Annotated in this window: 20 protein-coding genes and 1 CRISPR repeat array; of the genes, 10 read left to right on the plus strand and 10 right to left on the minus strand. The window is 68.6% G+C overall.

Translation table 11 applies throughout. The features are described 5' to 3' along the window. Window positions 1-46: 46 nt before the first annotated feature. The 4 genes from rplU (at window position 47) to proB (ending at window position 3,181) form a co-directional block, all read left to right on the plus strand. A complete protein-coding gene (gene rplU, locus K344_RS0118805) occupies window positions 47-373 on the plus strand; it encodes a 50S ribosomal protein L21 (RefSeq protein WP_028081969.1) in 327 nt (108 codons plus the stop codon). 39 nt (window positions 374-412) lie between these two features. Next, window positions 413-670: a 50S ribosomal protein L27 gene (rpmA, locus tag K344_RS0118810; RefSeq protein ID WP_028081970.1), complete on the plus strand. Its 258-nt coding sequence runs from the start codon at window positions 413-415 to the stop codon at window positions 668-670. Window positions 671-791: 121 nt separating this feature from the next. Then, window positions 792-1,985: an Obg family GTPase CgtA gene (cgtA, locus tag K344_RS0118815; RefSeq protein ID WP_028081971.1), complete on the plus strand. Its 1,194-nt coding sequence runs from the start codon at window positions 792-794 to the stop codon at window positions 1,983-1,985. A gap of 32 nt (window positions 1,986-2,017) precedes the next feature. Further along, a complete protein-coding gene (gene proB, locus K344_RS0118820; protein WP_028081972.1) occupies window positions 2,018-3,181 on the plus strand; it encodes a glutamate 5-kinase in 1,164 nt (387 codons plus the stop codon). Window positions 3,182-3,246: 65 nt separating this feature from the next. Here the strand turns inward: proB and K344_RS23265 are convergent, their stop codons facing one another. Continuing rightward, the gene (locus K344_RS23265) at window positions 3,247-4,755 is read right to left on the minus strand and encodes an Ig-like domain-containing protein (protein ID WP_084197621.1); all 1,509 of its coding nucleotides are present in this window, start codon (window positions 4,753-4,755) and stop codon (window positions 3,247-3,249) included. A gap of 237 nt (window positions 4,756-4,992) precedes the next feature. On the opposite strand from K344_RS23265, the gene K344_RS0118830 reads away from it, so the two are divergent. Together K344_RS0118830 and K344_RS22580 are read left to right on the plus strand one after the other, a co-directional pair. Continuing rightward, window positions 4,993-6,483: a thrombospondin type 3 repeat-containing protein gene (locus K344_RS0118830; RefSeq protein WP_028081974.1), complete on the plus strand. Its 1,491-nt coding sequence runs from the start codon at window positions 4,993-4,995 to the stop codon at window positions 6,481-6,483. 146 nt (window positions 6,484-6,629) lie between these two features. Next, entirely contained in the window at window positions 6,630-7,901 is a 1,272-nt protein-coding gene (locus K344_RS22580) for an EAL domain-containing protein (protein WP_051362416.1), read from the plus strand. A 10-nt stretch (window positions 7,902-7,911) separates the two neighbouring features. Here the strand turns inward: K344_RS22580 and K344_RS0118845 are convergent, their stop codons facing one another. Both K344_RS0118845 and edd read right to left on the minus strand, forming a co-directional pair. Then, window positions 7,912-8,556: a bifunctional 4-hydroxy-2-oxoglutarate aldolase/2-dehydro-3-deoxy-phosphogluconate aldolase gene (locus tag K344_RS0118845; protein WP_028081975.1), complete on the minus strand. Its 645-nt coding sequence runs from the start codon at window positions 8,554-8,556 to the stop codon at window positions 7,912-7,914. Window positions 8,557-8,578: 22 nt separating this feature from the next. Beyond that, complete coding sequence (gene edd / locus K344_RS0118850; protein ID WP_028081976.1) at window positions 8,579-10,432, minus strand: phosphogluconate dehydratase; 1,854 nt, start codon at window positions 10,430-10,432, stop codon at window positions 8,579-8,581. 277 nt (window positions 10,433-10,709) lie between these two features. Between edd and zwf the strand changes: the two genes are divergently transcribed. The 4 genes from zwf to K344_RS0118870 all read left to right on the plus strand — a co-directional run bounded on the left by zwf (window position 10,710) and on the right by K344_RS0118870 (window position 14,354). Continuing rightward, a complete protein-coding gene (gene zwf / locus K344_RS0118855) occupies window positions 10,710-12,170 on the plus strand; it encodes a glucose-6-phosphate dehydrogenase (protein WP_028081977.1) in 1,461 nt (486 codons plus the stop codon). Between the two features lie 3 nt (window positions 12,171-12,173). Further along, window positions 12,174-12,899 carry a 6-phosphogluconolactonase gene (gene pgl, locus K344_RS0118860; RefSeq protein ID WP_028081978.1) on the plus strand — a complete coding sequence of 242 codons (726 nt, stop codon included), beginning with the start codon at window positions 12,174-12,176 and terminating at the stop codon, window positions 12,897-12,899. Further along, complete coding sequence (hexR, locus tag K344_RS0118865) at window positions 12,896-13,774, plus strand: transcriptional regulator HexR (protein WP_043114955.1); 879 nt, start codon at window positions 12,896-12,898, stop codon at window positions 13,772-13,774. Before pgl ends, hexR begins: the two co-directional genes overlap by 4 nt. Window positions 13,775-13,835: 61 nt before the next feature. Then, window positions 13,836-14,354, plus strand: a complete 519-nt coding sequence (locus K344_RS0118870; protein ID WP_028081980.1) for a gamma carbonic anhydrase family protein — start codon at window positions 13,836-13,838, stop codon at window positions 14,352-14,354. A gap of 5 nt (window positions 14,355-14,359) precedes the next feature. Here the strand turns inward: K344_RS0118870 and K344_RS0118875 are convergent, their stop codons facing one another. The 7 genes from K344_RS0118875 to K344_RS25095 all read right to left on the minus strand — a co-directional run bounded on the left by K344_RS0118875 (window position 14,360) and on the right by K344_RS25095 (window position 22,894). Beyond that, on the minus strand, window positions 14,360-15,055 hold the full coding sequence (locus K344_RS0118875; RefSeq protein WP_028081981.1) for a response regulator: 696 nt from the start codon (window positions 15,053-15,055) through the stop codon (window positions 14,360-14,362). Beyond that, window positions 15,052-17,769, minus strand: a complete 2,718-nt coding sequence (locus K344_RS0118880) for an ATP-binding protein (protein ID WP_028081982.1) — start codon at window positions 17,767-17,769, stop codon at window positions 15,052-15,054. Before K344_RS0118880 ends, K344_RS0118875 begins: the two co-directional genes overlap by 4 nt. A gap of 177 nt (window positions 17,770-17,946) precedes the next feature. Next, window positions 17,947-18,516: a potassium-transporting ATPase subunit KdpC gene (gene kdpC / locus K344_RS0118885; protein ID WP_028081983.1), complete on the minus strand. Its 570-nt coding sequence runs from the start codon at window positions 18,514-18,516 to the stop codon at window positions 17,947-17,949. Window positions 18,517-18,526: 10 nt separating this feature from the next. Continuing rightward, complete coding sequence (gene kdpB, locus K344_RS0118890) at window positions 18,527-20,575, minus strand: potassium-transporting ATPase subunit KdpB (protein WP_028081984.1); 2,049 nt, start codon at window positions 20,573-20,575, stop codon at window positions 18,527-18,529. 19 nt (window positions 20,576-20,594) lie between these two features. Further along, window positions 20,595-22,304 (minus strand): potassium-transporting ATPase subunit KdpA, encoded by a 1,710-nt coding sequence (kdpA, locus tag K344_RS0118895; RefSeq protein WP_028081985.1) that lies wholly within the window; start codon window positions 22,302-22,304, stop codon window positions 20,595-20,597. Between the two features lie 22 nt (window positions 22,305-22,326). Beyond that, window positions 22,327-22,413, minus strand: a complete 87-nt coding sequence (gene kdpF, locus K344_RS25055) for a K(+)-transporting ATPase subunit F (protein ID WP_084197622.1) — start codon at window positions 22,411-22,413, stop codon at window positions 22,327-22,329. Window positions 22,414-22,549: 136 nt separating this feature from the next. Next, window positions 22,550-22,894, minus strand: coding sequence for a hypothetical protein (locus K344_RS25095; RefSeq protein ID WP_436278836.1), 345 nt, complete (start codon window positions 22,892-22,894; stop codon window positions 22,550-22,552). A 26-nt stretch (window positions 22,895-22,920) separates the two neighbouring features. Continuing rightward, a CRISPR array of direct repeats spans window positions 22,921-23,283; the repeat unit is 29 nt; unit sequence GTTTCGATCCACGCGCCCGTGAAGGGCGC. The last annotated feature ends 6 nt before the right edge of the window (window positions 23,284-23,289 follow it).

Consider the following 23,289-nt stretch of genomic DNA (forward strand, 5'->3'; position numbering starts at 1 on the left):
CTTACAATCAGAACTAGATCGTTTCACTACTTATCTGGAGTCAACGATGTACGCCGTGATCAAGACGGGTGGCAAGCAGTACAAGGTCGCCCAGGGCGATACGCTGAAGATCGAGACACTGACCGCCGAAGTCGGCAGCGTCGTGTCGTTCGATGAAGTGCTGATGGTGGGCGTGGGCGAGCAGGTCAAGGTCGGCGCGCCGACCGTTGCCGGCAGCGCCGTGAAGGCCGAGGTGCTCGCGCACGGTCGCGGCGACAAGATCCGCATCGTCAAGCACCGCCGCCGCAAGCACTATCACAAGGAACAGGGCCATCGCCAGAACTTCACGGAAGTGCGGATCGTGGAGATTGGCACCGAGATCGTCGGCGCCTAAGCCGGCCGCCCCAACCTTCAAGATTCAGGAGCAACAGACATGGCACACAAAAAGGCAGGCGGTTCTACCCGCAACGGCCGCGACTCCGAAGCCAAGCGCCTTGGCGTCAAGAAGTTCGGCGGCGAAGCGGTCATCGCCGGCAACATCATCATCCGCCAGCGCGGCACGCAGTATCACGCCGGCGTCGGCGCCGGGCTCGGCAAGGATCACACGATCTTCGCGCTGGTCGACGGCAAGGTGCAGTTCCGTCCGCGCGGTCCGGCGGGCAAGCTCCACGTCGACATCGTTCCGGCCTGAACGTCGCGAGACAAGCGCAGAAGAGCCCCGGAAACGGGGCTTTTTTGTGTGTCGTTGATCTGTACATCCTGTACAAGCCGGGGCCATCCTTGGCCCCGGCTATCAAAACAAGCACTCGGCCATGAAGTTCGTAGATGAAGCCAGGATCCGCGTCGAAGGCGGCAAGGGCGGCAATGGCTGCATCAGCTTCCTGCGCCTCAAGTACATGCCCTTCGGCGGGCCCGACGGCGGCGACGGCGGCGACGGCGGCAGCGTCTGGGCGGTGGCCGACGCCAATCTCAATACGCTCGCCGACTTCCGCTATACGCGCCTGTTCAAGGCGCAGCCGGGCATCAACGGCCAGGGCTCGAACTGCACCGGCGCCGCCGGCGCCGATCTCGACATTCGTGTGCCGCTCGGGACGCGCATCTTCGACGACGGCACCGAAGAACTGATCGGCGAGCTGACGCGCGACGGCCAGCGCGTGAAGGTCGCCCAGGGCGGCCACCGCGGGCTCGGCAATCCGCATTTCAAATCCTCGGTCAACCGCACGCCGTACAAGGCGACCAAGGGTTCGCCGGGCGACGTGCGCGAACTGCGCCTCGAACTGTCGCTGATGGCCGACGTCGGCCTGCTCGGCATGCCGAACGCCGGCAAGTCGACGCTGCTCGCCTCGGTGTCGGCCGCGCGTCCGAAGATCGCCGACTATCCGTTCACCACGCTGTATCCGCAGCCCGGCGTCGTCGCCGCCGGTCCGGGCCGCTCGTTCGTGATGGTCGACATTCCCGGCCTGATCGAGGGCGCCGCCGAAGGCGCCGGCCTCGGCATCCGCTTCCTCAGGCATCTGCAGCGCACGCGCCTGATGCTGCATCTGGTCGACGTGCTGCCGCCGGACGGCTCCGACATCGTCAAGAACATCCGCACCATCAATGCCGAGCTGAAGGCGTTCAGCGACGAACTCGCGCAGCGCGAACAGTGGCTGGTCTTCAACAAGATCGACGTGATGCCCGAGGACGAGTGGCAGAAGCTGGTCAAGGCCGCGCTCAAGAAGCTGCGCTGGAAGGGCCGCTGGTTCGCGATCTCGGCCGCCTCGCACGCCGGCTGCGATGAACTCGTCGAGGCGGCGATGCAGTGGGTCGAGGCGCATGTTCCGGCGACATCCGTTGTGATCAGCGCCGAAGAAGCGCCGGTCGAAGCGGCGCCGGCGCCGAAACGCAATCGCGGCGCCGTGCCTCGCGCCCGGGACGAGGCGGTGCCGAACAAGGATCTCGGCCGCACGACCACGCGCAGCACCCGCACGCGCCGCTCGACCGCGACCAAACGCCCGCTCGACTGATACCGCTCCACGATCCGATGACGGCCCCTCCGATGACGGCCCCCGCCTCCAGCGCCAGCGGCGCCGCACGCCACAAGCTTCCCGAGACACGCCGCTGGGTCGTCAAGGTCGGCAGCTCGCTGGTCACCGCCAAGGGCCAGGGCCTCGATCACGAGGCGATTCGCGACTGGTGCGCACAGATCGCCGCCCTGCGCGCGGCCGGCAAGCAGATCGTGCTGGTGTCGTCCGGCGCCGTCGCCGAAGGCATGGCGCGCCTCGGCATGAAGAAGCGGCCGAGCGATCTTCACGAATTGCAGGCGACCGCCGCCGTCGGCCAGATGGGCCTGGTGCGCGCCTACGAGGCCGAGTTCAACACGCACGGCATCAAGGCCGCGCAGATTCTGCTGACGCACGAGGACGTCGCCGATCGCGGCCGTTATCTCAATGCGCGCGGCACGCTCAACACCCTGCTCGAACTCGGCGTCGTGCCGGTCGTCAACGAGAACGACACGGTGGCGACCGACGAGATCCGCCTCGGCGACAACGACACGCTCGGCGCCCTGACGGTGAATCTGGTCGAAGCCGACCTGCTGGTGCTGCTGACCGACCAGGAAGGCCTGTTCGAGGCCGATCCGCGCATCGACCCGGGCGCCAAGCTGGTCAGCGAAGCCTCGCTCACCGACGCCAAGCTCGCCGGCATGGCCGGCGACAGCAAGGGCGCGCTCGGCCGCGGCGGCATGCGCACCAAGCTCAATGCCGCGTACACGGCGGCGCGCTCGGGCGCGGCGACGGTGATCGCCCATGGCCGCAAGCCGGACGCCTTGCGGCAGATCGCGAGCGGCGCGGCGATCGGCACGCTGCTGACGCCGGCGCAGGGCGTGATGACCGCGCGCAAGCGCTGGATTGCGGGCCAGCTGCAGGTGCGCGGCAAGCTGTGGCTCGACGACGGCGCCGTGCGCGTGCTGCGCGAGCAGGGCCGCAGCCTGCTGCCGGTCGGGGTCAGGAAGATCGAAGGCCGCTTCGCGCGCGGCGATCTGGTCGCGCTCGTCGATGCCGCCGGCGAGGAGATCGCGCGCGGGCTCAGCAATTACGACGCCGACGACGCGGCGAAGATTCTCGGCGCCAAGGGCGAGGAGATCGCGCAGCGCCTCGGCCAACTCGGCGAGCCCGAGCTCGTGCATCGCGACAACCTCGTCGTGCGCCAGCGCGTCGGCTGAGCCTCCGCCGAAATGAAAAAGCCCCGCGACATGCGGGGCTTTTTCGTGAACACCCGGCTATGGGCTCACTCGGCCGGCGCCACGGCCGTCGAGCAGGCCGAGTAGATCTGCGTCGTGGTCAGGGCCGACAGCACGCCGGAGTTGTAGGTGAGGCGGATGGCGTCGAAGTTCTTCGTCGCATCGACCGACACCAGCGCCTGCTGGTTGTCTCCGAGCAGGCCGAGCAGCGTCAGCCGCAGGAAGTTCGACTGCGCCGTGCCGCTTTCCTGGACCACGCCGTCGAGCAGCGTGCTCACCTCGATTTGCGACAGCAATTCGGCCGACAGCAGCTGGTTTGCCTTGCGGCCGATCACGAAGCCGGCGGTATGCGGCGCGTCCGTCGAAGCGTCGAACACCGTGCCGCCCGCGGCACTGACGGTCAGCGACACATTGCCGCCCAGCAGGCCGACCGGCACGACCATGTTCGCGTAGTTGGTCGGATCGGCGTCGATCACTTTGTTTTCGTCATCGACGATGCAGCCGAGGCAGCCGAGCGCACCGAGAATGCTGTCCGCCGCGACGGCCGTCGTTGCGCCCTGCGAAGCGAGCAGCGCGGTGACGCAGGCTGCGTTCGTCACGCCCAGCGAGGCGCTCGCCGAACGCGTGCTGCCGCTCGACGGCACCGCGGCCTTGAGGGTCGCCTTGATCGTCACCGAGCCGACCGCGACGCCGGTGGCAACGCCGTTGGCATCGACCGTTGCCCGCGTCGGATCGGAACTGGTCCAGTCGAAATTCGTGGCGGGAATCTCCGCCTCGCTGCCATCGGCGTAAGCGCCGTAGACGTGGAAGGTCTGCGTGTTGCCGATCGCCACCGACGCCGTGCTCGGCTCGATGCGCGCGACCGAAACCAGCGCCGCATTCGTCACGACGATGGTGCCGTTCGCGCTGAGCGCGGTGCCTTCGCTGTTCGTCGTGCTGGCAATGATCGTCGTCGTCCCCACGGCGACCGGCGTCGCGTTGGTCACCACGCCCGTCGTCGGCGACACGGTGGCGATCGCGGCGTCACCGGATGCCCAGGTGATCGGCGTCGAGGCGACGTCGATTTCCTCGGGATCCGTCGAATTGCTGTAGCGGCCGAAGACCTTGTAGGCCTGCGTCGAACCGAGCGCGACCGTGGCCGAACTCGATGTCGTCGGCTGCCCGTTGACCAGCGTGAACACCGCCAGGGATTCCAGCACCGGCGCACCGACCGTGACCGTGGCCGTGTTGCTCGTGACGTCGTCCGCGGTCGCGGTGACCGTCACGGTGCCTTGCGCCAGGGTGGTCAGCACGCCACTCGCATCGATGGTAGCGATGGCAGAGTTGCTGACGTGCCACTCCACCTTCGGCGAGCAAGCGGTCGGCGCCTGCTCGGCGATGGCACAGGTGCCGGTGACGGTGAATGCCTGCGTCCGTCCGAGCGCCACGCTTGCGGTCGAAGGCGAGATCGTCAGGGTCTGCACCACGGATGGCGCATCCGGACTCTTGATGCTGCCGTCACCGCAACCGACGAGCGCCAGCGCGAAAAGCGCCGCCAAAAAGCGAACTGCCTTCATTCCAAGCTCCCTCTTCCCTACAAGCTGCGGCCCGTTGTGAGACACCAGACCGAAATATCAGTTGTTTACGGCTTCCCTTTGCGCAATCATAATCTAGAAAGCCTCACGAGAGAGAAGGGCCACGTTCGAGGGATGACGTGCGCTTGGTCGCGATGCGATCTTCAGTACGGGATCCAATCCGGCCGAGTTCGCCGGCAGGGTCGGTTGAGGCGCGTTCTAGGGATGGGAGACAAGCTAATGCGGAAGTTCGGGTGGCTCTTGCTGGCCGGGGCCTTGTGGGCTGGCAGCGCGGCGGCAGATGTGGATTACGACGGGCGCTGGTACGTGTCGCCCAGTGTTGGCCTTGTCTTCGCGGACAGTGATACCGGGCCGATGGGCTCGATCGCCGTCGGCCGTTCGATCGCGCCGTGGCTCGGCGTCGAAATCGAAGGCGGCTACAGCAGCCTGGACGTCGCCGACCTGATCTCGAAGAACGACTACAAGCGCAGCGTGCTCGGCTTCAATCTGGTGCAGTACCTGGCCAGCGAGAAAGCGACGATCCGCCCGTACCTGCTCGGCAACGTCAACGGGCATTACATCAAGTTCCTGCAGGAGAACATCGGCGGCGCCGGCGTCGGCGTCGGTCTCGGCACGTTCTTCAATCTGTCGCAGAACCTCGATCTGCGCCTCGAGGGCCGCTACAACCTCGATTTCATCAGCAGCAAGGGCGCCGTCCAGGACGACACCTTCTACCTGTGGACCGCCGGCCTGGGCCTGCGCTGGAAGTTCGGCGCCGACCCGAACGACGACGACGGCGACGGCGTGCCGAACTCGCGCGACAAGTGCCCCGGCACCCCGAAGGGCGTGACGGTCTATTCGGATGGCTGCCCGACCGACCTCGACGGTGACGGCGTGCCCGATTACCTCGACAAGTGCCCGAACACGCCGAAGGGCACCCAGGTCGGCCCCGACGGCTGCGAGCTGGACTCCGACGCCGACGGCGTGCCGGACGTGCGTGACCGCTGCCCGAACACGCCGAAGGGCGTGCAGGTCGACGCCAACGGTTGCCCGCTCGATTCCGACGGCGACGGCGTGCCCGATTACCTCGACAAGTGCCCGAACACGCCGCCCGGCACCAAGGTCAATGCCGACGGCTGCTCGTCGAACGATTCCGACGGCGACGGCATTCCGGACGATCTCGATCGCTGCGCGAACACGCCGAAGGGCGTCGCCGTGGGCCCGGATGGCTGCCCGCTCGACTCCGACGGCGACGGCATCCCCGACTACCTCGACGAGTGCCCGCACTCGCCGCCGGGCGCCAAGGTGCTGCCGAACGGCTGCGCGCTGGTCGGCGACTGCCGCAAGCCGCGTCCGGGCGAGCAGGTCGACGCCAACGGCTGCGCGATCGACAAGAACTTCATCCTCAAGGGTGTGAAGTTCGAGTTCGACTCCGACCGCCTGACGCCGGAAGCCCAGCACATCCTCAACCACGTCGCCACGACGCTGCAGGCCTACCCGAACGTCAACGTCGAAGTCGAAGGCCACACCGACAACATCGGTTCGGATTCGTACAACCTCGGCCTCTCGGAGCGGCGCGCCATCGCGGTCAAGAAGTACCTCACCGACCACGGCGTCGCCGCCAAGCGCATGACGCCGGTGGGCTACGGCGAGACGCGGCCGATCGACAGCAACGAGACCGAGGAAGGTCGCGAGAACAACCGCCGCGTCGAGCTGCACGTCGTCAACTGACGACGGCCGGCGTGTCATTGCCAAAGCCCCGCTCCGGCGGGGCTTTTCTTTTGCGCCGCCGACGAACGTCCGCCGGCGCCCGCCATCAGGGCTTCAGGAAAGGCGGCACGCGGCCGCTACAAGCCACGAACCGCCGACTTCCTGCCATGCCTCAGTCCAATTTCGGGCGCTTCTGCCGCCAACTCGACGAATGGAACCCGTATCCGGGCGCCATGCTGGTCCACGTCGACATCCGGCACATGCGCAGCATCAATCAGTGGGCCTCGCCCGGCACGGGCGACCAGGTCATCGCCGGCACGCTGGCGGTGATGGCCGACTGGGCCGGCCCGCACGGCCTCGCCACCCGGCTGTGGAGCAATGAATTCGTCGCCGCCAAGGCGATCGATCACGGCCAGATGGCGATGGACGAGTGCCATGCGCTGCGCGACCGTCTGTGCGCGATCCGCTTCCCGTCCCTGCTCGGCGAAGGCGAGCTGAGCGTGTCGATCGGCCTGATTTCGACCGGCGCGGCGCGCGGCGACTGGCGGCAGCGGCTCATGCAGGCGGCCGACGCCTGCCTCGAAGCCAAGCGCCGCGGCATCAACCAGATCGTGCGCGGCGGCGCGACCGCGCCTGAACAGAGCGGCACCCACCGCGACCCCGCGGCGGTCCTCAACTTCCGGCGCTTGCGCAGCGAGATGCGCCTGACCCTGCACCCGCAGCCGGTGATGGACATCCGCGGCAGCAATCCGCGCCTCGCCAAGGCCGAGTTCCTGCTGCGCATGGAGGAGAACGGCCGCTTCAAGCCCTTGCCGGCCGGCACCATCGAGACCCTCGAATACTTCGGCCTGACGCCGGAGCTCGACGCCTTCACCGCGCAGACCGTGCTGGCCTGGATCGACGAGCATCCGGATCTGGTCGCGCGACTCGACGGGCTGACGATCAACCTCTCGGCACGTTCGGTGGCCGACGCGCGTTTCATGCAGCGCTTGTTCAGCGACGTGCGCGCGGTGCATCCGCCCTCGGGCAAGCTCGGCTTCGAGATCACCGAGACGGCGGCCATCGAACAGCTCGACGTCGCCGCCGACATCATCCAGGACTTCCGCACGATCGGCTGCTCGTTCAGCCTCGACGATTTCGGCTCCGGCCTCTGCTCGTTCGGCTATCTGCACTCGCTGCCGGTCAGCGAGGTGAAGATCGACGGCCGCTTCATCCGCCAAGTCGCCGACGATCCGCTTTCGCAGGAGATCGTCCGCGCCATTCGCCAGGTGGCGCATGCCGCCGGCAAGAAAACCGTTGCCGAATTCGTCGACGATCCGCGCAAGCTGATGATGCTCAAGGCGCTCGGCGTCGACTACGCGCAGGGCTTCCTGTTCTATCCGGCGATCTCCACCGAACAGCTCGCCGCGCTGCTGCTGCCGGCCGCCGCGACGGCCTGAACACCGCGCTTCAGCGCGCCGGCCGCAGTGAACCGACCTGGCGCGCCAGCGCGCTGATGGCGGCCCAGTCGCCGGCCTCGATCAGCTTCTTCGGCGCCAGCCAGGAGCCGCCGATGCAATCGACGTTCGGCAGCGCGAGGAAATCCGCCGCGGTCGCCGGACTGATGCCGCCGGTCGGGCAGAAGCGCAGCTGCGGGAACGGTCCGGCGAAAGCCTTGAGCATGTCGACGCCGCCGGCCGGCACCGCCGGGAAGAACTTCAGCGCCGTGAAGCCCGCATCGAGCGCGGCGACGATATCCGACGGCGTCATCACGCCCGGCAGGAACGGCATGCCGGACGCGCGTGCCGCGGCGAGCAGCTTCGGCGTCGCGCCCGGGCTGACGCCGAACGCGGCGCCGGCCGCCTGCGCGCGCCGCAGATCGTCCTCGTTGAGGATGGTGCCGGCGCCGACGATCGCCTCCGGCACGGCCTCGACCATGGCGCGGATCGCGTCGGCGGCGGCCGGCGTGCGCAGGGTGACTTCCAGCACGCGCACGCCGCCGGCGACCAGCGCGCGCGCCAATGGCACCGCATCGTCGACGCGATCGATGACGATCACCGGCATCACCGGCGCGGCCGTCATCACTTCGCGGATCGTCGGGTAGCTGCGGCTCATCGCACTCTCCTGGCAAAAATCTTCAGACCGTGGCGCCGATCGCCGCGTTGAACGTACCGCCGAATATCTGTGCGCCCTGCTCGGCGCCCGCGGCCAGCGCGCGCGCATTGGCGAACAGCTCGCGGCCGACGCCCCAGCCATTCGCGTCGAGATCGGGATGCGCGATCGCGCGCCGCGCGAGCTCGGCGGCATCGACTTTCACCTCCAGCACACCGGCCTCGGCGTCGAGACGGATCGGATCGCCGCTGCGCACGCGCGCCAGCGGGCCGTCGCTCAGGCATTCCGGCGTGACGTGAATCGCCGCCGGCACCTTGCCCGACGCGCCCGACATGCGGCCGTCGGTGACGAGCGCGACGTGAAAGCCCTCGTCCTGCAGGCTGCCCAGCGCCGGCGTCAGCTTGTGCAGCTCCGGCATGCCGTTCGCGCGCGGCCCCTGGTAGCGGATCACGGCGACGAAGTCGCGATGCAGCTCGCCACGCTTGAAGGCCTCCATCATCGCGTCCTGGCTGTCGAACACGACGGCCGGCGCCTCGACGATGCGGTGCTCCGGCTTCACCGCCGAGACCTTGATCACGGCGCGGCCGAGATTGCCGGTCAGCAGCTTCAGGCCGCCGTCGGCGCTGAACGGCGCGGCGGCGCCGCGCAGCACGTTGGCGTCGAGGCTCGCGGCCGGCGCGGCGCGCCACGCGAGCGTTTCGCCATCGAGGAACGGCTCCTCGGTGTAGCGCCGCAGGCCCGGGCCGGCGACGGTCTTCACATCCTCGTGCAGCAGGCCGGCGTCGAGCAGCTCGCGCACCAGGAAGCCCATGCCGCCCGCGGCGTGGAAGTGATTCACGTCGGCGCCGCCGTTCGGATAGATGCGCGCCAGCAGCGGCACGATGCCGGACAGCGCGTCGAAATCGCCCCAGTCGATGAGCATGCCCGCCGCCTGCGCGATGGCGATGAGATGGATCGTGTGGTTGGTCGAGCCGCCGGTCGCCAGAAGGCCGACCACGGCGTTGACGATCGCCCGCTCGTCGACGATCTCGGCGATCGGCGTGTACTGGCCGCCGTCGCCGAGCGACGTGATCTTCGCGGCGCGCTGCGCGGCGGCGCGCGTGAGCGCGTCGCGCAGCGGCGTGTTGGGGTTGACGAAGGCGGCGCCCGGCAGATGCAGGCCCATGATCTCCATCAGCATCTGGTTGCTGTTGGCGGTGCCGTAGAACGTGCAGGTGCCCGGACCGTGGTAGGACTTCATCTCCGATTCGAGCAGCGCCTCGCGGCCGACCTTGCCCTGCGCATACAGCTGGCGCGTCTTCGCCTTGTCGGCATTGGAGATGCCGCTGGTCATCGGCCCGCCCGGCACGAAGATCGCCGGCAGGTGCCCGAACTGCAGCGCGCCGATCAGCAGGCCCGGCACGATCTTGTCGCAGATGCCGAGGCACAGCACCGCGTCGAACACGTTGTGCGACAGCGCCACCGCCGTCGCCATGGCGATCACGTCGCGCGAGAACAGCGACAGCTCCATGCCGGTCTGACCCTGCGTGACGCCGTCGCACATCGCCGGCACGCCGCCGGCGAACTGCGCGACCGCGCCGGCCCGGCGCGCCGCGTCCTTGATCAACGCCGGGAAACGCTCGTAAGGCTGGTGCGCCGACAGCATGTCGTTGTACGCGGAGACGATGGCGAGGTTCGGCCAGGCCGGGCCGCGCAGCGCATCCTTGTCGGCATCCGGCGCCGCCGCGAACGCGTGCGCAAGGTTGGTACACGACACCTGGGCGCGCACCGTGCCGCGCGTGCGCGCCGCCGCGACGTGCCGCAGATAGCGCTCGCGCGACGGCCTGCTGCGCGCGCGGATGCGTTCGGTGACTTCGTGAACGAGCGGATGAAGGCGCATGTCGGTTCCTCGCGGCGATTCAGCGTCCATGTATTAATACTACAAGATATGCGGCAGCCCGGCCAGCCGTCCGTGCCCGGCTCCATCTGGACAATGGCTTGCCGCCATCGGTTCCTTGCCGCCACGAGCCTTCAGAACTCAGGCTCGCGGATGAGGTCCATGACGGAAGCCGCATAGGCAGGCGGCCGGAAATCTTGTAGTATTCATACAAGATTTGGCAGGCCAACGAGTCCATAGCCCGAAAGGAGCCGCTTCGCGGCGCGAAGCGGAACGTGCAATGGCAGCAACCGATACTTTCGATTTCATCCTGTTCGGCGGCAGCGGCGATCTGGCGATGCGCAAGCTGCTGCCGGCGCTCTACTACCGCCACCGCGACACCAGCGACACCGCCGGCTGGCGCATCATCGGCATCGGCCGCCAGGCGATGACCCGCGAGGAGTACATCGCGCTCGCGCACGAGCACTGCCGCAAGTACGTCGCCGCCAAGGATTTCATCGACAGCGCCTGGACCGCGTTCGCCGGCTGTCTCGATCACGTGCGGCTCGACGCGACGGCGGCGGCCGACTACCTGGCGCTGGCCGACAAGCTCAAGGACGGCGCCACGCGCACCCGCGTCTTCTATCTCGCCACGGCGCCGAGCCTGTTCACCGGCATCGTCGAGAACCTCGGCGCCGCCGGGCTCGTCACGCCGCTGAGCCGCGTCGTGCTCGAAAAGCCGCTCGGCCGCGACCTCGCTTCGGCGCGCGAGATCAACGATCACGTCGGCCGCGTGTTCGAGGAGCGACAGATCTTCCGCATCGACCACTACCTCGGCAAGGAAGCGGTGCAGAACCTGATCGCGCTGCGCTTCGGCAACGCGCTGTTCGAGCCGCAATGGAACCGCGCCTGGGTCCGCGACGTGCAGATCACCATCGCCGAGACGGTCGGCGTCGAGGGTCGCGGCGAGTTCTACGATTCGACCGGCGCGCTGCGCGACATGGTGCAGAACCATCTTCTGCAGCTGCTCTGCATCGTCGCCATGGAACCGCCGGCGAGCATCGATGCCGACCGCGTGCGCGACGAGAAGCTCAAGGTGCTGCACTCGCTGCGTCCGTTCAGCGCCGACGAGGCCGCGCAGCGCACGGTGCGTGGCCAGTACCGCGCCGGCGCGATCGGCAACAAGCCGGTGCCGGGCTATCTCGAGGAGCAGGGCATCCCGGCGCAGAGCCGCACCGAAACCTTCGTGGCGATCAAGGCCGAGCTCGACAACTGGCGCTGGGCCGGCGTGCCGTTCTACCTGCGCACCGGCAAGCGCATGCAGCAGCGCCTCGCCGAGATCGTCGTCAACTTCCGCGGCGTGCCGCATCCGATCCTGCGCGCGACCGGCGGCGAGCCGATCAACCGTCTCGTCATCAGCCTGCAGCCCGACGAGGGCCTGCGCCTCGATCTGATGGCCAAGGTGCCGGGCCAGAGCATGGACATCCGGCCGATCTCGCTCGACGTCGCACTGACCGAGACCTATCACTCGCGGCAGTGGGACGCCTACGAGCGCCTGATCGTCGATGCGATCGAAGGCAATCTGACGCTGTTCATGCGCCGCGACGAGCAGGATGCCGCCTGGCAATGGGTCGAGCCGATCATGAAGGCCTGGGACAAGAGCGGCCAGCCGCCGCGCTCCTACCCCGCCGGCACCTGGGGCCCGACCGCGGCGAGTGCGCTGATCGCACGCGACGGCCACGCCTGGCACGAGGAAAGCTGAGCGATGCCCGCACCGGCACCACTCGCGCTGCCGTCGCGGATCGTCCAGCATCTGGCCGCCGACGCGGCCGCATCGGCGCTCGCGCTCGCCGACTTCGTCGCCGAAACCCTGCGCGCCGCGCTGCGCGAACGCGCGCGCGCGACGCTGCTGGTGTCCGGCGGACGCAGCCCGATTGCCTTCTTCGCGGCGCTGTCGCGCCGTGAGCTGGACTGGTCGCGCGTCATCATCAGTCTCGTCGACGAGCGCGCCGTGCCGCGGACCCATGCCGACAGCAACGCGCGCCTGCTCGCCGAACACCTGTTGCAGAACGCCGCGGCGGCGGCGCAGTTCGTGCCGCTGTACGTCGAGGCCGGCGACATCGAGGAGGCGGCCAGCGATGCCGCCGCGCGCATCGCCGCGCTGCCGACGCCGTTCGACGTCGTCGTGCTCGGCATGGGCGACGATGGTCATACCGCCTCGCTGTTTCCCGGCGCGCCGGGCACCGACGCCGGACTCGATCGCGCCCAGACCCATCGCGTCGTCGTCACGCGACCGCCGGCCGCGCCGCACGCGCGGCTGACGCTGACGCGCCGCGCCCTGCTCGACTCGCGCACGCTGATCCTCGCCATCCACGGCGAGCGCAAGCGCGCGGTGCTGGAAGCCGCGGCGACCGCCTCGCCGGAGCAGCTGCCGATCGCCGCTTTCGTGCAGCAGGACGCCGTGCCCCTGCAGCTGTTCTACAGCCAATGAACCGCGGCCGCGCCGCGCCGCCCAGCTCACTGCTGGCGCGCATCGCCACCGGGCTCGACGCGTTGCGCAAGTCCGAACGCGCGGTCGCCGACTTCGTGCTCGCACAGCCGAACGACGTGCTGCAGCTGTCGATCGCCGAGCTCGCCGAGCGTGCCGGCGTCAGCCAGCCGACGGTCGCGCGCTTCGCGACCGCGCTCGGCTTTTCCGGCTACCGCGAATTCAAGCTGCGCCTCGCGCAGAGCCTCGCCTCGGGCGTACCGTTCGTGCACCAGGATGTCGGCCCCGACGACGCGCTCGAAATGGTCGGCCCCAAGGTCTTCGATCGCACCATCGGCGCGCTGCTCGACGTGCGCAACCACCTCGACGCGACGCGGCTCGCGCAGGCGGTGCATCTGCTCGCCAAGGCGCGGCGCATCGATTTCCACGGCATCGGCAATTCCGGCATCGTCGCGCTCGACGGCCAGCACAAGTTCTTCCGCTACGGCGTGCCGGCGGCCGCCTATGTCGACGCGCACGCGATGCTGATGGCGGCGACCGTGCTCGGCCGCGGCGATGTCGTCGTCGCCATCTCGGCGACCGGCCGCACCACCGACATGCTCGCCGCCGCCGAGATCGCCCGCGAAGCCGGCGCCGGCGTGATCGCCATCACCGCCAGCGCCTCGCCGCTGGCGCGCCTGGCCAGCGTCACGCTCGCCGTCGACGTGCCGGAAGACCCCGATGTCTACACGCCGATGATCTCGCGCATCGCGCACCTGGCGATCGTCGACGTGCTCGCGGTCGGCGTCGCGCTCGAACTCGGCCCGGCGCTGGTCAAGCGTCTCGAGCGCGCCAAGCAGACCCTGCGCGACAAGCGCGTTTCCGAACCGGAGGCCTGACGCGCTGCGCGCGCCGCGCACTTCGCCGACAATCGCGGCTCCATCCACTTGGAGAAGCGCCATGCTCTACCGCCTCGGCGACCGCGTCCCGCATTTCGAAGGCCAGCACTGGATCGCGCCGAACGCCACGGTGATCGGTTCGGTGCGCGCCGCGCCGGGCGTGAGCATCTGGTTCAACGTCGTCATCCGCGGCGACAACGACGACATCGTCATCGGCGAGAACACCAACATCCAGGAAGGCTCGGTGCTGCACACCGATCCGGGCCTGAAGCTGACGATCGGCCGCGACTGCACGATCGGCCACATGGTGATGCTGCACGGCTGCACGATCGGCGAGCGCACGCTGATCGGCATCGGCTCGACGGTGCTCAACCGCGCGAGGATCGGCAGCAACTGCATCGTCGGCGCCAATTCGCTGGTCACCGAAGGCAAGGAGTTCCCGGACAACGCGCTGATCGTCGGTGCGCCGGCCAAGGTCGTGCGCACGCTGAGCGATCAGGAAGTGCAGATCCTCAAGATCCAGGCGCAGGGCTATGTCGCCAACGGCAGGCGCTTCGCCGAGCAGCTGCAAGCGCTCTGAAACGCTCAATCCGGCGCGCGCAGCCGGTAGCCGACGCCGGCCTCGGTCTGGATCAGCTCCGGATGCTGGCCGTCGCGCTCGAGCTTCTGGCGCAGCTGGCGCACGTAGATGCGCAGGTACTGCACGTCGATCTCCGCCTCGCCGGGCCAGACCGCGGCCATCAGCGCGCGATGCGTCAGCACTTTGCCGGCATGCAGCACCAGCTGTTCGAGCAGTGCGTACTCCTTGGGCGAGAGCTTGACCTCCTCGCCCGCCAGCGACACGCGGCGATGCACGAGATCGATGGTCAGCGCGCCGCTGCGATAGAGCGGCCGCGCGCCCTGCTGCTGCAGGCGATGGCGCAGCGCGGCGCGGATGCGCGCCATCAGCTCCTCCGTGCCGAAGGGCTTGCTGACGTAGTCGTCGGCGCCTTCGTCGAGCGCCTGCACCTTCGCTGCCTCGAAATCGCGGCTCGACAGGATCAGTACCGGCAGCGCCGAGCCGGCGCGGATCTCGCGCAGCACCTCGATGCCGTCGCGATCCGGCAGGCCGAGATCGAGCACGACGAGCGAAGGCTTGTCGCGATGCACGCTGGCGATCGCCTCGGCCGCGGTCGCCGCTTCGAACACGTCGTAGTCGTGCGCCTGCAGGGTCGTGCGCAGCAGGCGACGGATCGGTTTCTCGTCGTCGACGACGAGGATGCGCACGGCGTTCGACGTCACGAGCTGCCCACCGCGACCGTGACGAGCTGGCTCGCCGGGAACTCGACCTCGAACTGCGCGCCCGGTCCGTCGTCCCGGTTGCGCACGCGAATGCGGCCGCCCATGGCCTGCACGAAGGCGCGGCAGATGGTCAGGCCGAGGCCGGTGCCGGCACGCTGCCGGTCGGCCTGCTTGATGCGGTAGAACACGTCGAAGATGCGCTCCTGCTCGTCCGGCGGCACGCCGGGCCCGCGGTCCGCTACCGTCAGCGTCAGCGCGTAGCGGTGCAGGCGGGCGCTGACGTCGATCTCGCTGCCCTCCGGCGCGTACTTCGCGGCGTTGTCGAGCAGATTGACGAACACCTGTTCGAGCAGCACCGGATCGGCGCGCAGGAACGGCAGGCCGGTCGGCAGGTTCAGTTTCACGACGTGCCGCGCCAGCGACTTCTCCATGCGCCGCAGGGCGCCGCCCAGTACGTCGCGCAGCTCGCAGCTTTCGCTGCGCACTTCCAGCGCACCGGCGTCGATGCGCGTCATGTCGAGCAGATTGCCGACGAAGCGGCTGAGGCGTTCGGTTTCGTCCTGCGCCGTCGCCAGCAGTTCGTCGCGCGCCGCCGGCGCGTAGCTCTCGCCGTAGGCGCGCAGGCTGGTGATGCTGCCGAGGATGCTGGCCAGCGGCGTGCGCAGATCGTGCGAAACCGAGGTCAGCAGCGCGGCGCGCATCTTCTCGGTCTCGACGCGCATCTTCGCCTGGTCGACATCCTTGGCGAGGCGGATGCGCTCGGTGCCGATGGCGACGAGATCGGCGAGCGCGTCGAGCAGGCGCCGCTCGCCGGCGCCGAGGCGGCGGCCGTCCTTGGTGCGAATGCCGATCACGCCGGCCGCCGACTGCTCGGACAGCGCCGGCACGAACAGCCACTGCGCGCCGGGCAATGTGTCGGAGCCGCGGCCGGCGACCTGGGCCTTGTCGCGGCACCAGTTGGCGGCCGCCAGATCGGCTTCCTCGAGCACGATGTTCGACGACGAGGCGCCGCGAATGTGCAGGCCGTCGGGATCCGCCGACAGCAGCACGACGTCGGCGGTGAGCATCTGGCCGATGCGCTTGGCGGCGACGCCCATCAGCTCGTCGAGCCGCCGCAGACCGGCGATCTGCCGGCTGAACTGCAGCAGCTCGCCGTTGAGCATGGCCTGGTCGCTGGCGAGACGCGCCTGATCGCGCGCGCGCGACGACAGGCGGCTGGTGAACGCCGCCGTCGCCAGGAAAGCGACCAGGGCGATGACGTTGGCCGGATCGCCGATGGTGAAGGTGTACAGCGGCGGCAAGAACAGGAAGTTGTAGAGCGCCGCGCAGACCAGCGCGCAGACCAGGCCCGGCGCCAGGCCGGCGCGCGTCGCGGCGATGATCACCGCCGGCAGGAACACCATCGATACGTTCGGCACCGTGAGCCAGCGATCCACCGCCAGCGCGACGAGCGCCGCGAGCGCCGCGTAGAGCACCGCGTGGGCGTGGTCGATGCCGGCGCCCCAGGACCAGCGGCGCTGCTCCAGCGCGCTCGCCTCGCGGCGCCGCTTCGCCATGCGCTCCGGCGGCGCCTCGACGATGACCTGCACGGTGATGCCGTCGGCCTTGCGCACCAGCTCGCGCACCACCGAGCCGTGCCGCCATTCGAACCAGCGCGAGCGGTGCGACTTGCCGACGATCAGCTGCGTGACGTTGCGCTCGCGCGCCAGGCGCAGCACGGTCTCGGCGATGTCCATGCCGCCGGGCAGCGTCTGCGTGTCCGCGCCGAGCTGCTCGGCCAGCCGCAGGGTCGCGGCGATCTGTGAGCGCTGCGCATCGTCGAGCTCCAGGCTGCGCGCGGTTTCGAGATACAGCGCCGTCCACGACGCGTCGAAGCGATCGGCGACGCGCTTGGCATGGCGCACCAGCGACTCGCCGGCCGGCGACTCGTTGATGCACACCAGCACGCGCTCGCCGGCCGCCCAGACATCGCCGACGCCGCGTGCCCGACGCTGCTGCTGCAGCTGCTCGTCGACGCTCTCCGCCGTGCGGCGCAGCGCCAGCTCGCGCAGCGCGGTGAGGTTCGAGCCCGTGAAGTAATGCTGCAGCGCGCGCTCGCCGGCCTCGCCGCGATAGACCTTGCCCTCGCGCAGGCGCTGCATGAGATCGGCCGGCGTGATGTCGACCACTTCGATGTCGTTCGCCGCCTCGAGCACCGAATCGGGCACCGTCTCGCGCACGCGCACGTGCGTGATGCTGGCAACGACGTCGTTGAGGCTCTCGACATGCTGGATGTTGAGCGTCGTGTAGACGTCGATGCCGGCATCGAGCAGCTCGATCACGTCCTGCCAGCGCTTCGGATGGCGCGAACCGGGCGCGTTGCTGTGCGCCAGCTCGTCGACCAGCGCGAGCTGCGGACGCCGCGCCAGGAGCGCGTCGAGATCCATCTCCTCGAGTTCGCGGTTGCGGTACGCCTCGCGACGCCGCGGCAGGACTTCGAGGCCGTCCAGCAGGGCCTCGGTCTCGCTGCGGCCGTGCGTCTCGACGACGGCGGCGACGACATCGACACCCGCCGCGCGCTGGCGCTGCGCCGACTGCAGCATCTCGTAGGTCTTGCCGACGCCCGGCGCGGCGCCGAGGAAGATCTTCAGCCGGCCGCGGCCTTCGTGCCGCAGCTGCTCGAGCAGCGCATCGGGGGATGGCCGCGATGAATTCGCGCCGGCGGCGTCGTTCACGGCACGCCCCGCGGCAGGGAGAATCTGGCCTTGCTCATACCGGCGCAGTATGGCGCCGCACCCGATCGAACAACAGCATGCGCCGTTCCGACGGCGCCGCCTGGCGGCGCGCGGTCAGGCCGACGGGCAAAGCCCGCGCCGCGCCGTGGCGGGCGCTGCGGCAGGCGCGCGTGGCTGCTAGCGCGGCATCGCATCCAGCGCCAGGTTCAGCGCGAGCACGTTGACCGTCGGCTCCCCCAGGAACCCGAGCTGGCGCGTCTTCAGCTGCGCTTCGACGAGCTGCCGCACCGCGCTCTCGTCGATGCCGCGCGCCTTGGCCACGCGCGGCACCTGGAACAGCGCGCCCGCCGGCGAGATGTCCGGGTCCAGGCCGCTGCCCGAGGCGGTGACCAGATCGGCGGGCACCGGCACGCCGGGGTTCTCGGCGCGCAGCCTGGCAAGGTCGCCGGCGATGCGATCCTGCAGCGCCTTGCTCGACGGCCCGAGATTCGAGCCGCTCGATGCGCTGGCGTCGTAGCCGGCGGTACCGGCCGCCGATGGCCGGCCGTGGAAGTAGCCCTCGCCGGCGAAGCCCTGCCCGAGCAGGGCCGAGCCGATGACCTTGCCGTCGCGCTCGAGCAGCGAGCCGTTCGCCTGCCGCGGCAACAGCAGCTGGCCGATGCCGGTGACGGCAAGCGGATACGCGACGCCGGTCAGCAGCGTGAACAGCACGAGCATGACGAGCGCGGGTCGCAGGTGGGTGAGCATGGGGTTCTCCTCAGACGAGTCCGACCGCGTTGATCGCGAAGTCGATGAGCTTGATGCCGACGAACGGCGCGACCAGACCGCCGAGGCCGTAGATCGCCAGATTGCGCGCCAGCAGCGTCGCCGCTGGCGCCGGCCGGTACTTCACGCCGCGCAGCGCCAGCGGCACCAGCAGCAGGATGATGACGGCGTTGAAGATGGTCGCCGAGAGAATCGCCGACTGCGGCGAGCCGAGATGCATGACGTTGAGCGCGGCGAGCGGCGGATAGATCGTCGCGAACATCGCCGGCAGGATCGCGAAATACTTGGCGACGTCGTTCGACACCGAGAACGTGGTCAGCGCGCCGCGCGTGATGAGCAGCTGCTTGCCGATGGCGACGATCTCGATCAGCTTGGTCGGATCGGAGTCGAGATCGACCATGTTGCCGGCCTCGCGCGCCGCCTGCGTGCCGGTCTGCATCGCCACGCCGACGTCGGCCTGGGCCAGCGCCGGCGCATCGTTGGTGCCGTCGCCGCACATCGCCACCAGCTTGCCCTGCGCCTGCTCCTTGCGGATCAGCGCCAGCTTGTCCTCCGGCTTGGCCTGCGCGAGAAAATCGTCGACGCCGGCTTCGGCGGCGATCGCCGCCGCGGTCAGCGGATTGTCGCCGGTGATCATCACCGTCTTGATGCCCATCGAACGCAATTCGGCGAAGCGCGTCTTGATGCCGTTCTTGACGATATCCTTGAGATGGACGACACCGAGCACGCGGCCGTCGCGCGCCACGATCAGCGGCGTGCCGCCGCCCTTGGCGACGCGCTCGACGTCCTCGAGCACCGCGCCCGGAACCGGCTGGCCGTGGCCGTGCGCCTTCGCGTAATCGACGATCGCGTCAACCGCGCCCTTGCGGATTTCGGAGCCGTCGAGATCGACGCCGGACATCCGTGTCTGTGCCGAGAACGGCACGAAGCGCGCGTGCAGCGAGGCGACGTCCCGCGGACGCAGGCCATAACGCTCCTTGGCGAGCACGACGATCGAGCGACCCTCGGGCGTTTCGTCGGCGAGGCTGGCGAGCTGCGCCGCCTCGGCGAGCTCGCGCGCATCGACGCCCGGCGCCGGCAGGAAATCCGCCGCCTGGCGGTTGCCGAGCGTGATCGTGCCGGTCTTGTCGAGCAGCAGCGTATCGACGTCGCCGGCCGCCTCGACCGCGCGGCCCGACATCGCCAGCACATTGAAGCGCACCAGGCGGTTCATGCCGGCGATGCCGATCGCCGACAGCAGCGCGCCGATCGTGGTCGGAATCAGCGTCACGAACAGCGCGATCAGCACGATCGTGCTCACCTTGCCGCCGGCGTAGGCGGCGAAGCTGGGAATGCTGGCGCAGGCAAGAATAAAGATCAGCGTCATGCCGGCGAGCAACACGTTGAGCGCCAGTTCGTTCGGCGTCTTCTGCCGCGCCGCGCCTTCGACCAGCGCGATCATGCGATCGAGGAAACTCGATCCCGCGGCGGCGGTGATGCGGATCTTGATCGAGTCGGAGAGCACGCGCGTGCCGCCGGTGACGGCGGACCGATCACCACCCGACTCGCGCACGACAGGGGCCGACTCGCCGGTGATGGCCGATTCGTCGACCGTCGCGACGCCCTCGATCACCTCGCCGTCACCCGGAATGAATTCGCCGGCCTCGACGAGCACCACGTCGCCGGTGCGCAGTTCCGTCGCCGGGACCCAGGTGACGTCCGCCGCGCCTCCGGCTTTGCCGAGGCGGCGTGCACGCGTCTGCGTGCGCGTTTGGCGCAGGGCCTCGGCCTGTGCCTTGCCGCGGCCTTCGGCGAGCGCTTCGGCGAAGTTGGCGAACAGCACCGTGAACCACAGCCAGATGATGACCTGGCCGGAGAACAACAGATGGCCGGCGCCGGACGTCAGGTCACGCACGAACAGCACGGTCGCGGCGGCGGCGACCAGCGCGGTCGTGAACATCACCGGATTGTGGATCAGGCTGCGCGGATCGAGCTTGACGAAAGCATCGCGCAGGGCGCCGAGCCAGAGCCGGCGGTCGAAGGAGGTTTGAGCAGGTTTCATGGAACGTTCCCGGGGCGCGCTAGAAGCTCGTGCCGGCCAGCATCGCGTAGTGCTCCGCGATCGGACCCAGCACAAGCGAGGGAAGGAAGGTGAGGCCGCCGAAGACGAGCACGACGGCGACCACCAGCGCGACGAACAGGCCGCCATCGGTCGGCAGCGTGCCCGCCGACGCCGGCACCTGCTTCTTCGCCGCGAGGCTGCCGGCAATGGCCAGCATCGGCACGATGATCGCGAAGCGGCCGATCAGCATGGCGAGGCCGAGCGTGACGTTGTAAAAGACCGAGTTCGCCGAAAGGCCCGCGAAGGCACTGCCGTTGTTGCCGGCCGCCGAGCTGTAGGCGTAGAGCATCTCCGAGAAGCCGTGCGGACCGGCGTTGGCGAGGCCCTTGAGGCCATCCGGCAGCACGCAGGCGAGCGCCGTGAAGCCGAGAATGGCGAGCGGCGCGGCGAGCACCGCGAGCGAAGCCAGCTTGACCTCGCGCGCCTCGATCTTCTTGCCGACATATTCGGGCGTGCGGCCGACCATGAGGCCGGCCATGAAGATCGCGATCAGCGCGTAGAGCATCATGCCGTAGAAACCGGCGCCGACGCCGCCGATGACGACCTCGCCGAGCATGATGTTGAGCATCGGGATCGCACCACCGAGCGCGGTGAAGCTGTCGTGCATCGCGTTGACCGCGCCGCACGACGCCGCCGTGGTGATGACCGCGAACAACGCCGAACTGGCGACGCCGAACCGCGTTTCCTTGCCTTCGAGGTTGCCGGCGGCCTGCACGCCGTCGATATGCGCGAGCGCGTTCGGCGCGCTCGCTTCCGCCCAGTACGCCAGCGCCACGCCGGCGACGAACAGCACCATCATCGCGCCGAGAATGGCGTGGCCCTGCCAGCGGTTGCCGACCGCGCGACCGAACACGTCGGTCAGCGCGGCGCCGATCAGGAAGATCGACAGCATCTCGAAGAAATTGCTGAGCGCCGTCGGATTCTCGAACGGATGCGCCGAATTGGCGTTGACGAAGCCACCGCCGTTGGTGCCGAGCATCTTGATCGCTTCCTGCGAGGCGATCGGCCCCTGCGCGATGACTTGCTTGGCGCCTTCCAGCGTCGTCGCTTCGGTGTACGCCGAGAAATTCTGCGGCACGCCCTGCCAGATCAGGAACACGGCATAGAACAGACAGATCGGCAGCAGCAGATACAGCGTCGCCCGCGTGATATCAACCCAGGCGTTGCCGATCTCGCCCGCCGTCTTGCGCGCGAAACCGCGGATCAGCGCCAGCGCCAGCGCGATACCGGTGGCCGCCGACAGGAAATTCTGCACGGCGAGGCCGACCATCTGCGAGAAATAGCTCATCGTCGCCTCGCCACCGTATGCCTGCCAGTTCGTGTTGGTGGTGAAGCTCATCGCCGTGTTGAAGGCGAGATCGGCGGAGAGATTCGGCAACTGCTGCGGGTTCAGCGGCAACCAGACCTGGGTGCGCAGGATCAGATACAGCAGCGCGAAGCCGAGCATGTTGAACAGCAGCATCGCGACCGCGTACTGCAGCCAGTTCTGCTCGCTCCTCTGGTCGACCCCTGCCAGCTTGTAGAAGCCGCGCTCGACCGGCCCGAGCAGCGGCGTCAGGAACACGCGCTCGCCGGCGAACAGGCGGTGCATGAAGCCGCCGAGCGGCCGCACCGAGAGCAGCAGCAGCACGCAATAGAGAACGATTTGTAACCAACCGTTGACGGTCATCGCTTCACTCCCGGGATGGCGCTCAGAACTTCTCGGGACGTGCGAGCACGTAAACGAGATACGCGAAAAGGAAAGCGGCAACGGCGCCGCCGAGAACGTAGTCGAGCATGTCGGCTCCTAAAGTTGCTGCAGCACGCCGAGCACGGCAACGGCGGCCACCGTGATGAGCGCAAGCACGGACGGGTTGCGGAAAACCGCCGGCATGCCGCGCGGTCGTGAAGGACGTTCAGTCATGGCAGCCACTCCTAGAGCTTCTGGCAGGCGCGCACGTAAAGCAGCATCAGCGCGAAGCCGGCCACACCCAGACCCAGATAGAGAAGATCGCCCATGTACCGTGCCTCCCGCGAAGCCGCTTGCTGCGGCGGGCATATTGGAACGCCGCCGGCCGTAGGAATTCGAGGCCCCGGGCTGACGCTGCGCATATACGCCGCATATAGATTCCGCCCGCCGCGCGCGTTTTCCAATGCAGTGGCTATACGCGAGCGGCGGCGCCCCTCTCGTTTCACTATGGGAAGCTTTTTCTCGATGAACAACTGCGGATTGCCGCAATCGGGCGCCATGCCGCCCGCGAGAGCGCGGCATGGCGTCATGACTTCGTGTTTCTCGATGACTTCGAGTTTCGATCCACGCGCCCGTGAAGGGCGCGACCAGCACGCGGTCACCGCGACTACCGGTAAGGCCCGTGTTTCGATCCACGCGCCCGTAAAGGGCGCGACGGGGATGAGACTGGTGAGAGTGTTTGCCATGTGATGTTTCGATCCACGCGCCAGTGAAGGGCGCGACGCGTTGTTGGCGTTCTTCATCACAGGTCCTTGAGGTTTCGATCCACGCGCCCGTGAAGGGCGCGACTTGCCGCGCGCTGTATGGCACAAGGGGACACTTTGTTTCGATCCACGCGCCCGTGAAGGGCGCGACTGTTACGCATTTTCGAATCTCCATCAGTAACTGGCGTTTCGATCCACGCGCCCGTGAAGGGCGCAACGAG

This window comes from Solimonas soli DSM 21787, from assembly GCF_000474945.1.
GTDB classification, from domain to species: domain Bacteria; phylum Pseudomonadota; class Gammaproteobacteria; order Nevskiales; family Nevskiaceae; genus Solimonas; species Solimonas soli.